Genomic DNA, 10,151 nt, shown 5'->3' on the forward strand with positions numbered 1-10,151 from the left:
GGGCGGTTGGTGCTGCTGTTTGGCGCGTCAGTGTTCAGCCGGGAGGCCAGTGCATCTGACGCTGACCGAGCACATGCATATGGATGTGGTAGACCGTCTGGCCACCCAGGTCGTTGCAGTTCATGACAACTCGAAAGCCTTCCTGACAGCCCTGCTCTTCGGCGAGACGTTGTGCGGTAAACAGGATATGCCCAGCGAGAATTTTGTCGTCATCCTCGCTTAGATCATGCAGGGTTGCGATGTGCTTCTTCGGGATCACCAGGAAATGCACGGGCGCCTGAGGCGCGATGTCATTGAAGGCGATAACCTGTTCGTCTTCATAGATCTTTTGCGCAGGGATGGCCCCGGCGACGATTTTGCAAAATAGACAATCCATGGCGTTTCTCCAAAAATTGCAACCAAAGCAGTGTAACAGGCGATTTTCGGACTGGTTAGCTGGCACGGAGCATGCTGAATGAAGAATGATATCCACGACTTGGCTCTGGTGCTCGAGTCAAGGTTGCGATTGGTGCTGATTGAATCCTGGGATGAGCGCCGAGTGCTCGAGACGCTGAGCGGGTTGGCGGTCAACCGGGGGATGACGCTTCATGTGTGGTCCGTGACGGAAGGGCTCCGGCATCTCGCTTTCGGCGGCGAGGCACTGGACGCCGGCGAAAGCTGCTCGGCTGAGGTTGCATTGAGGCGGGTCAAGCACGACCCCTTGGGCAGTCTGTATGTGTTCTGCGATTTGCATCCGTTTCTTGATGAGCCGCGTTTGGTGCGCTTGCTGAAGGAAATCGCAATGGCGCAGGGGCCTTCTGCGCCCACGCTTGTGCTGGTTTCCCATGCCCTCAAGTTACCTCCGGAGGTTCAACGCTACGCGGCTCGATTCAGTCTCACCCTGCCGTCCGAGGAGGAGCTGCTGAGCATCGTTCGGGATGAAGCGACCGTCTGGAGCGAGCGTAATCGCGGCGCTCGCGTACGTACCGACAATCGCACCCTGCAGCAGGTTGTAAAAAATTTGCGTGGGCTCAGTCATGCCGAAGCTCGCGGCCTGGCGCACAGCCTGATCTGCGACGACGGCGCGATCACACAGGAAGATCTGCCGGAGCTCAATCGCAAGAAATTCGAGTTGCTGGATATGGAGGGGGTGCTCGGCTTCGAATATGAAACAGAACGCTTCGCTGATGTGGGAGGCCTGCAGAACCTTAAACGATGGCTGGTGCAACGTCAGGCTGCCTTTGTGGCAGGCAGTGGATCGGATAGGCCGCGCGGGGTGATGCTTGTCGGCGTGCAGGGTGGTGGTAAAAGCATGGCAGCCAAGGCGGTCGCTGGGCTTTGGGGACTGCCACTGCTGCGCCTGGATTTTGCTTGCCTGTACAACAAGTTCTTCGGTGAAACCGAGCGCAACCTGCGTGAGGCACTGAAACTGGCCGAACAGATGGCGCCTTGCGTGTTATGGATGGACGAGTTGGAGAAGGGGCTCGCGACGGGCGAGATGGATGGCGGCGTCAGTCAGCGAGTCCTAGGCACCCTGCTGACCTGGATGGCTGAGCGTGAATCGCCGGTATTTATGGTTGCGACTGCCAATGCGGTGGATCGACTTCCGCCAGAACTGCTACGTAAAGGTCGCTTTGATGAGCTGTTCTTCGTCGACTTGCCCGATGCGGCAACTCGGGCAGAAATCTTCGGAATTCACTTGGCACGGCGGGAGCTGAAAGCCGATCAGTTCGATCTGTCAGCACTTGCGGCCGCTTGCGATGGGTTCTCCGGAGCGGAGATCGAGCAGGTAGTGGTGTCAGCCGTCTATGCTGGGCAGGCGCAGTCCAGCGATCCCGATCAAGACATGCTCCTGGGTTGTATCCGGGCTACCGCACCGCTTTCGGTGGTGATGGCCGAAAAGCTGGATGAGCTTCGTGGATGGGCTTCGGGGCGAGCCGTACTGGCCTAGCTGGCTTGCTGCCTTACCAGAGACGCTACAGCTTACTGATAAGTCGGCAGGACGATGGCGGTCAGGATGCCAACGAAAGGGGCGAGCAACCAGAGCGCCGCGAGGATCTTTACGGCCCTGGTGTTCGGCGGCTGCGGAGGTCCGAAGCGATTCGATCCGGTGTTGCCTGGCATCAGCAGTACCACCAATGGAAATACGGTGCCAATGACCGGAACCAGATAGAGCAGCATGAGCCAGCCGGACCAACCCACGTCATGCAAGCGCTGCACACCGATCTGAACACTGACGAGCAGAAAGCCGATGCCGAACACGCCGGTGACAATCACGCCGAGCACAGTCGAGGCAGCGAACGTCATGCCGGAGATTAACAATAGGCCGAGCGCCGCAGCCATCAACGCCATGGACCAGGCTAGATAGCGCAGCCGACCGATCCGGCCTTGTGTCGTGAATACCTTTAGCTCGCCGTACTCTGCTGTTGGCTCGCCAACGTCGGCGCGCGGGGGTGCATACAGGTGCATGGTGCTTTGACTGTGCCGCGCCGTTTCGCCCTGCAGTGCTTGGCGTGCCAGATATTTCTGGATCACGATTCCACAGCTGCAACACTCAACGGCAGCTGGCTGTGTGTGGCCACATTTTGGGCACGCCATCTGCTCGGTAGTGACCGGTGCATCGCTCGGCTGTGCGGGCGCATATTCGGCGATAGCCAGCGCAATACCTTTCGCTGATTCCGGTTCCTTACGTGCCTGCACGCCGGCGCGATGCAGTGCTTGCAGGTATCGGTCGGCCTCCCGAGCGTTCAGGTCACGCTTGATATGGACCGAGCCTTGACCGAATAGACGCTCGATTTTGCCCGCGTCGCATTTGAACAGCCGGATCAGATTGCTCTTGGCCGTGTCTGGTGAGACGCCCGCTACGAGTTCACCGTCAAAGACAATTCGATACTGATCAGCGCTCATCCAACATCCCTGTTGCCGGTTTTTGGGCAAGCCTAAGTCGTGGCTGAACGGTCAACAAGTAGCCTGAACCTGAGTTGCCTGGGGCTTGCAGCAACTGCGAGCTGCGTCACGATTGGCGCGGCCAGCAATGCGACAGCTGCGCCGCGCGATTGTGGGCGGCACGGTATTCCCGATCCAGCCGGGCGATTAGTTCTTCGCTGCTCGGCAAATCTCGTATTTCCCCTACGCCCTGGCCCGCCGACCACACGGTTTTCCAGGCCTTCGCTTCATCGCTGACGGGTTTGAGTTTTTCGCCGTAGTTCATTTCGCCTTTGTTCTTCAGACGCCCCTCATCGTAGCCGGCGTGTTGCAGACTTTGACGCAGAAAGCTAGCGGGCACGCCTGATACCGCAGCCGTGTGAATGATGTCTGCAGCATGCGCCTGCAGCAGCATTTGCTTGTATTCATCCGAAGCCTGGCTTTCACGCGTGGCAATGAAGCGCGTCCCCATGTAGGCCAGGTCCGCACCGAGGATTTGCGCGGCGAGTATCTCGTGACCATGATTGAGGCAGCCAGAAAGCAGGAGTGTTTTGTCGAAGAACTGGCGAATCTCGGCCACCAAGGCAAACGGACTCCAAGTGCCGGCGTGACCACCAGCGCCAGCGGCCACCGCAATCAGGCCGTCAACCCCAGCTTCAGCAGCTTTTTCCGCATGCCGTCGTGTGGTGACATCGTGAAACACCAGCCCACCATAACTGTGCACCGCGTCCACCACTTCCTTTACGGCGCCGAGGCTGGTGATCACGATCGGAACCCGCTGTTCCACGCATATCGATAGGTCCGCCTGAAGCCGAGGGTTACTGTGGTGCACGATCAGGTTGACGGCGTAAGGGGCGGGTTTGCGTGCGCCTGACAGGTGCTGGTCTATCTCCTGTAACCAATCTCGGAAGCCACTGCTTTCTCGCTGGTTCAGTGCGGGAAAGCTACCGACCACGCCGGCGTTGCAACATGCGGCTACCAGCGCGGGGTTCGAAACCAGGAACATTGGAGCGGCAACCAATGGCAGACGAAGGCGCTCTTGGAGGATGGCCGGTAATGACATGGCAGATTCCTTGAGTCGGTTTCAGAATGGCTTGATGACGACGAGAATGACGATAGCCAGTAGCAGCAATACCGGAAACTCGTTGAACCAGCGGTAGAACACGTGACTGCGGGTGTTCTCATCGCGTGCAAACCGCTTCAGCTGGGCGCCACACATATGGTGATAGCCAATCAGCAGGGCTACCAGTGCAAGCTTGGCGTGCAGCCAGCCGCCGCTGGAAAACAACGCAGGGTTCAGTGCGATCATGCCGATGCCGAAAGCCAGCGTGGCGACCATCGAGGGAATCATGATGCCGCGATAGAGCTTGCGCTCCATGACCTGGAACCGCTCTCGGCTGATCGCATCCTCGCTCATGGCGTGATAAACGAACAATCTCGGCAGATAGAACAACCCTGCGAACCAGCAGACGATCGCAACGATGTGCAAGGCTTTGAGCCAGAGATAGAGCATTCAGAAGTTCCTTGAGTTTAGAGTCAGTCCGATAGTAGTGGCTTGAGGGCCCGCACGTCATCTCGGTGGTTGGCCCTGAGCGCAGGCCCCTTTATGATCGACGTTCTTTATCGTTCCACTGCGAGAGGCAGCTCATGATCAAGGTTGGAATCGTTGGCGGCACAGGCTACACCGGGGTCGAGTTGCTGCGTCTGTTGGCCCAGCACCCTCAGGCGGAAGTGGCTGTGATCACCTCGCGCTCCGAGAACGGGGTCAAGGTGACGGATATGTATCCGAACCTGCGAGGTCACTATGATCAGCTGGCCTTCGGTGTGCCGGACACCGCAACGCTTGGCGCCTGCGATGTGGTCTTCTTTGCGACCCCGCATGGCGTTGCTCACGCGCTGGCGGCAGAGTTGCTCGATGCCGGCACTCGTGTCATCGACTTGTCCGCGGACTTTCGCCTGCAGGATGCGGATGAATGGGCAAAGTGGTATGGCCAGCCACATGGAGCCCCGGCGCTGCTACCCGAAGCGGTATACGGCTTGCCCGAGGTGAATCGTGAGCAGATCAAGGGAGCCCGATTGATTGCTGTTCCTGGTTGCTACCCGACAGCTACCCAGCTTGGTTATCTGCCTTTGCTGGAGCAGGGGCTGGCCGATACATCCCGGTTGATTGCTGACTGCAAGTCGGGTGTGAGCGGCGCCGGGCGCGCAGCGAAGATCGGATCGCTGTTCACCGAGGCGGGCGAAAGCATGATGGCCTACGCGGTAAAGGGCCACCGTCATCTGCCAGAGATCAGCCAGGGCCTGCGGCGTGCAGCCGGTGGTGATGTCGGCTTGACCTTCGTGCCTCATCTGACCCCCATGATTCGCGGCATCCATGCCACCCTGTATGCGACGGTTCTAGACACCTCAGTAGATCTGCAGGCGCTTTACGAACAACGTTACGCTAGCGAACCGTTTGTCGATGTGATGCCGGCAGGCAGCCATCCGGAGACCCGCAGTGTGCGCGGTGCAAACGTATGCCGTATCGCAATTCACCGTCCGCAGGGCGGGGATCTAGCGGTGGTGTTGTCAGTCATCGATAACCTTGTCAAAGGCGCCTCCGGCCAGGCGCTGCAGAACATGAACATCGTCTTCGGTCTGGATGAACGGCTCGGCTTAGGCAATGCTGCCTTACTGCCGTGACCCGGCTGCCGCGGAAATCGCTTGAGTACAGGCATCCGTGACCCCGCTCCGCGCCGTCGACGAATAGTTGACCGATTTCGTAGGATAAGCCGATAATGCGGCGTCAAAGCAGTAATGTGCGTTCACGCGCCGGGAGAACCAAATGAGTGTCGAATCCTTCACACCTACCGCGATCCAGTTCAGTCAGGGTGCCGCGAGCAAGGTGAAGAGCCTGGTCGATGAGGAGGGCAACCCGCGGCTGAAGCTGCGCGTCTTCGTCACCGGCGGCGGCTGCTCTGGTTTCCAGTATGGTTTTACCTTCGACGAGGAGCTGGCTGAAGATGACACCATCATTGAGCGTGAGGGTGTGAGCTTGGTGGTGGACCCGATGAGCTACCAGTACTTAGCCGGTGCTGAAGTTGATTATCAGGAAGGCTTGGAGGGCTCACGCTTCATCATCACGAATCCGAACGCTACGACAACCTGCGGTTGCGGTCAGTCATTCTCGATCTAAGATCTGCTGTGGCAAAGAGACACCGTGCCTTGGCACGGTGTTTTTATTTCTGGGGTCAGAATGGTACGCGGCGTTGAAACAGGCGACGCGAACGGCTCAGGCAGGGTAGAGCGCGCCAAGGATTCGCAGCCCACGAGCTCCTGTGACGCTCGGCCGGTTGGCGGCGATGCCTTCGATGCAGCAGTGCGCTAACCACGCGAACGCCATGGCTTCTAACCAGTCCGGTTCTATGCCGTAGCTTGCGGTGCTCGCCAGCCCGCATGCTGGCAGCAATTCTTGCAGTCTTTGCATCAGGGCAGTGTTGTGCGCACCGCCGCCGCAAACCAGTACGTCCTCAGTGTCAGGTTGGGACAACATGAGCGACTCACCGATGCTGCGCGCAGTCAGTTCGAGCAGGGTCGCCTGGACATCTGCGGGAGCGAGTTCGGGAAAAGACGCGATTTGGGTGTCCAGCCAGGCTAGGTTGAACAGCTCTCGTCCGGTGCTCTTTGGGCCACGGGTAGAGAAGAATGGGTCGCTTAATAATTGTGTAACCAATCGCTGATTGACCTGGCCACTGGATGCCCAGTTGCCGTTGCGATCGTAGGGTTGTTCCTGGTGGCGCTGTATCCAGGCATCGAGTAGTACGTTGCCAGGGCCACAATCGAAGCCGTGTGTCGCCACGCCTGGACGTAGCAGGCTGACGTTGCTGAATCCGCCGATGTTGAGGACTGCTCTGACTCGCTGTGCGTCGCTGAATAAGCTCTCATGAAAGGCAGGTACCAGCGGTGCGCCTTGGCCACCAGCAGCGATGTCGCGCCGACGGAAATCGGTCACCACGCTGATGTTGGTTAGTTCTGCGAGTAGGGATGGGTGCCCTATCTGGATCGAGAAGCCGCGTTGCGGCTCGTGGCGCACGGTCTGCCCGTGGCTGCCTATCGCACGGATGGTGGATGGAGCAAGCTGCGCCTTGAGGAGCAGTTCGTTTACCCCGGCACCCGCGAGCTCGGCCCAAGCCTGTTCGGCAAGGGCTGCGCGGGCGATTTCGTCAGGACCTGATGTGCATAGGTCGAGCAGATCCTTTCTGAGGCGCGCCGGCATAGGCTCGTAATGCGTCTCCAGCAATGTTGTCCGTTGACTCTGCTCAATCAGAGCGAAATCCAGACCATCCAGGCTGGTGCCCGACATCACGCCGATGTAGAGCGGCATCTACTCGTTCTTCATCGCCAGCATGGTTGTACGCTCTTCGTCCATTCGCGCCATCAGAGGTGTGCTGAGCTGTATAAAGCGCTGCTTCTCGTTCTTCGCGATGGGATCTGCCATTGGGAGTTTCAGGCCCAGCGGATCGACATGCACGCCGTCGACCTGAAATTCATAATGCAGGTGCGGGCCGGTCGACAGTCCGGTCGTGCCGATATAGCCGATGATCTGTCCCTGTTTGACCGAGGCTCCGTTGCGCACGCCTTTTGCGAATCCCTGCATATGAGCATAAAGAGTGCGATAGCGATTGCCGTGCTGAATGACTACGGTATTGCCGTAACCGCCTTTACGGCCCGCGAGTAGGACCTTACCGTCTCCTGCACTCTTGATGGGCGTGCCTCGGGCTGCGGCGTAGTCCACACCTTTGTGGGCGCGGATCTTGTTCAGGATTGGATGTTTACGCCCGTTGGAGAAGCGTGAGCTGATGCGCGCGAAGTCTACCGGCGTACGAATGAACGCTTTGCGCATGCTTTGGCCGTCGGCCGTGTAATAGCTGCTATTGCCCTGCTTGTTGGTATAGCGAACAGCTGTATAGCTTTTGCCACGGTTGGTGAACCGAGCTGCAAGAATGTTGCCTGTTCCAACCCTATCGCCGGCAATAGTTTTTTCCTCGTATATCACCTCGAATGAATCGCCTTTGCGTATGTCCATGGCGAAATCGATGTCGTAGCCAAACACGTTGGCCAGATCCATTGTCAGGTTATGACTGAGGCCCGCTCTCTTCGCGGCAAGAAACAAGCTGCTCTCTATGCGGCCGTATGCGTAAGCTGTACTCACGTCCGGCTTAAGCTGCTCCTTTTTGAATACGTAGCTCGTGCCTGACCGCTCCAATTGCACGCTTTCCAGCTTGTTCAGCTGGCTGCGTAGCTGGGCTAGGTTGCCCTGCTCATCCAATTCGAATTCAAGGCGCTGGCCGACCTTCAAGCGAGCAAGCTGCTTTGCTTCTTTGCTGCTGGCCAAGACGTCGTGAACGGCTGTTTGCGGAAGGCCAACCTTTGCGAATACCGTCGATAGCGTATCCCCGCTCGCCACTACCACTTCTTTCGACAGTGGCTTCGCTTCGGTAGCCGCTTCGGGGCTTTCCAGCAGCAATGATTGAAGTTCGGGTTCGCCGGTGGTTTCGGTTGGAGTGAAGGGCGGTTCAACTAAAAGGCCAGCAAGCGGCTCGTCGCTTACGGTTGCAAGTTCTGCGGCCGTATCGAGGCGCAGATCGAGAAACGTCTTCTTGGCTTCGACTTCGCGCGATGGGAATACAAGGAGTGCGAGGCTCAGAAGCGCAGCTACACCGCTTGCAGCCAGGAGATGGCTCTTCGGGTAGAGAGGTGCTTTCGATTTTGAATAGGTCATTAGAAAGTCTGAAATGTCTGACGATATTTTGTACAGAGAAAATATCTGCCTAAAATATAAGCAAAGTGATGTCGAGGCAACCTTTGAATCCCCTCGTCGGGGCCTGGTTCGCGTTTGATGGCGTTGAATTTTCCCTAGGTTCTTGTAAGGTTTACCGCCTTTATCTCCTGGGGTGGGGCCTCCAATGAAGTCAGTTCAAGAGCAGTTGTCGGTGATCAAGCGGGGCGCTGACGAAGTGCTCGTCGAGGCAGAGCTGGTTAACAAGCTGGAGCGAGGTCTTCCGCTTCGAATCAAGGCCGGCTTCGATCCAACTGCGCCGGATCTCCATCTCGGTCACACCGTGCTTATAAATAAGCTGCGCCAGTTTCAAGATCTGGGGCATCAGGTTGTCTTCCTTATCGGTGATTTCACCGGCATGATCGGCGATCCAAGTGGCAAGAGCGCAACGCGCCCGCCTCTGACGCGCGATCAGGTATTGGAGAACGCAGAAACCTACAAGAACCAAGTGTTCAAGATTCTTGATCCGGCCAAGACGGAGGTGGCATTCAATTCGTCCTGGATGGACCAGCTGACGCCATCGGACTTTATCCGCTTGGCTTCTCAGTACACCGTGGCTCGTATGCTGGAGCGCGATGATTTTAGCAAGCGCTACTCGACTAACCAGCCTATTGCCATCCACGAATTCCTGTATCCGCTGGTGCAGGGCTACGATTCCGTTGCGCTGCGTGCGGATGTTGAATTGGGTGGCACTGATCAGAAGTTCAATCTGTTGATGGGGCGTGAGCTTCAGCGCGCTTATGGACAGGAATCACAATGCATCGTGACGATGCCGCTCCTTGAGGGGTTGGACGGCGTCAAGAAGATGTCCAAGTCGCTCGGTAACTACGTGGGCATCCAAGAAGCGCCAGGTGTCATGTACAGCAAGCTCGTTTCGATTCCGGATGCGCTCATGTGGCGATACTTCGAGCTGCTTAGCTTTCGCGCTATGGAAGAAATCGAAGAGTTTCGAGCGGACGTTCAGCGTGGCGCGAATCCTCGCGACATCAAGATTAAGCTTGCTGAGGAAATTGTTGCGCGTTTCCACGGTGAGGAGGCTGCAGCGACTGCTCATCGTTCTGCTGGCAATAGAATGAAAGAAGGGGAGCTCCCTGAAGACATTCCCGAGTTAGAGCTGTCTTCGTCGGAAGATATGCCAATTGCTTCCGTGCTGAATCGGGCTGGGCTGGTAAAGAATGCAGCGGTAGCCCGCGATCTTCTAGCTTCGGGTGGCGTGCGCGTGGATGGTCAGGCAGTTGATAAGGCGTTCGTTTTCAAGCTTGGCGCTACGCATATCTGCCAGGCAGGAAAGAAGGCGTTCGGTCGAGTGTCGCTCAAGATCGAATAAAGACCAAAAACAACGGTTGACGTAACATTCTGAGTGCCTATAATGCGCACCTTCTCCGGCGCAGGCCTTAGGCGAAACCTCTGGTAAATCAAGAGGTTAGCG

Annotated in this window: 10 protein-coding genes; 4 read left to right on the plus strand and 6 right to left on the minus strand. The window is 57.6% G+C overall.

Annotated elements, in window-relative coordinates; all coding sequences use genetic code 11:
- Positions 1-34: 34 nt before the first annotated feature.
- On the minus strand, positions 35-376 hold the full coding sequence (locus tag PSTU_RS0112395) for a histidine triad nucleotide-binding protein (RefSeq protein WP_019341351.1): 342 nt from the start codon (positions 374-376) through the stop codon (positions 35-37).
- 78 nt (positions 377-454) lie between these two features.
- Here PSTU_RS0112395 and PSTU_RS0112400 point away from each other — a divergent pair, with 78 nt between their 5' ends.
- Positions 455-1,930 carry an AAA family ATPase gene (locus tag PSTU_RS0112400; RefSeq protein WP_019341352.1) on the plus strand — a complete coding sequence of 492 codons (1,476 nt, stop codon included), beginning with the start codon at positions 455-457 and terminating at the stop codon, positions 1,928-1,930.
- A 32-nt stretch (positions 1,931-1,962) separates the two neighbouring features.
- Here PSTU_RS0112400 and PSTU_RS0112405 read toward each other — a convergent pair whose 3' ends face one another.
- From PSTU_RS0112405 to hemJ, 3 genes are all read right to left on the minus strand, one after another.
- Positions 1,963-2,886, minus strand: a complete 924-nt coding sequence (locus tag PSTU_RS0112405; protein WP_019341353.1) for a DUF805 domain-containing protein — start codon at positions 2,884-2,886, stop codon at positions 1,963-1,965.
- A 106-nt stretch (positions 2,887-2,992) separates the two neighbouring features.
- Positions 2,993-3,967: an NAD(P)H-dependent flavin oxidoreductase gene (locus tag PSTU_RS0112410; RefSeq protein ID WP_019341354.1), complete on the minus strand. Its 975-nt coding sequence runs from the start codon at positions 3,965-3,967 to the stop codon at positions 2,993-2,995.
- A 21-nt stretch (positions 3,968-3,988) separates the two neighbouring features.
- Positions 3,989-4,417 (minus strand): protoporphyrinogen oxidase HemJ, encoded by a 429-nt coding sequence (gene hemJ, locus PSTU_RS0112415; protein ID WP_019341355.1) that lies wholly within the window; start codon positions 4,415-4,417, stop codon positions 3,989-3,991.
- Between the two features lie 134 nt (positions 4,418-4,551).
- On the opposite strand from hemJ, the gene argC reads away from it, so the two are divergent.
- Complete coding sequence (argC, locus tag PSTU_RS0112420) at positions 4,552-5,586, plus strand: N-acetyl-gamma-glutamyl-phosphate reductase (RefSeq protein WP_019341356.1); 1,035 nt, start codon at positions 4,552-4,554, stop codon at positions 5,584-5,586.
- A gap of 142 nt (positions 5,587-5,728) precedes the next feature.
- Complete coding sequence (gene erpA, locus PSTU_RS0112425; RefSeq protein WP_019341357.1) at positions 5,729-6,079, plus strand: iron-sulfur cluster insertion protein ErpA; 351 nt, start codon at positions 5,729-5,731, stop codon at positions 6,077-6,079.
- A gap of 96 nt (positions 6,080-6,175) precedes the next feature.
- Here the strand turns inward: erpA and PSTU_RS0112430 are convergent, their stop codons facing one another.
- Together PSTU_RS0112430 and PSTU_RS0112435 are read right to left on the minus strand one after the other, a co-directional pair.
- The gene (locus PSTU_RS0112430) at positions 6,176-7,267 is read right to left on the minus strand and encodes an anhydro-N-acetylmuramic acid kinase (RefSeq protein WP_019341358.1); all 1,092 of its coding nucleotides are present in this window, start codon (positions 7,265-7,267) and stop codon (positions 6,176-6,178) included.
- Complete coding sequence (locus PSTU_RS0112435) at positions 7,268-8,665, minus strand: peptidoglycan DD-metalloendopeptidase family protein (RefSeq protein ID WP_019341359.1); 1,398 nt, start codon at positions 8,663-8,665, stop codon at positions 7,268-7,270. It abuts the gene before it with no gap.
- A gap of 184 nt (positions 8,666-8,849) precedes the next feature.
- On the opposite strand from PSTU_RS0112435, the gene tyrS reads away from it, so the two are divergent.
- On the plus strand, positions 8,850-10,049 hold the full coding sequence (gene tyrS / locus PSTU_RS0112440) for a tyrosine--tRNA ligase (protein WP_019341360.1): 1,200 nt from the start codon (positions 8,850-8,852) through the stop codon (positions 10,047-10,049).
- Positions 10,050-10,151 lie beyond the last annotated feature (102 nt).

It is taken from the genome of Stutzerimonas stutzeri SDM-LAC (assembly GCF_000235745.1).
Classification (GTDB): Bacteria; Pseudomonadota; Gammaproteobacteria; order Pseudomonadales; family Pseudomonadaceae; genus Stutzerimonas; species Stutzerimonas stutzeri_H.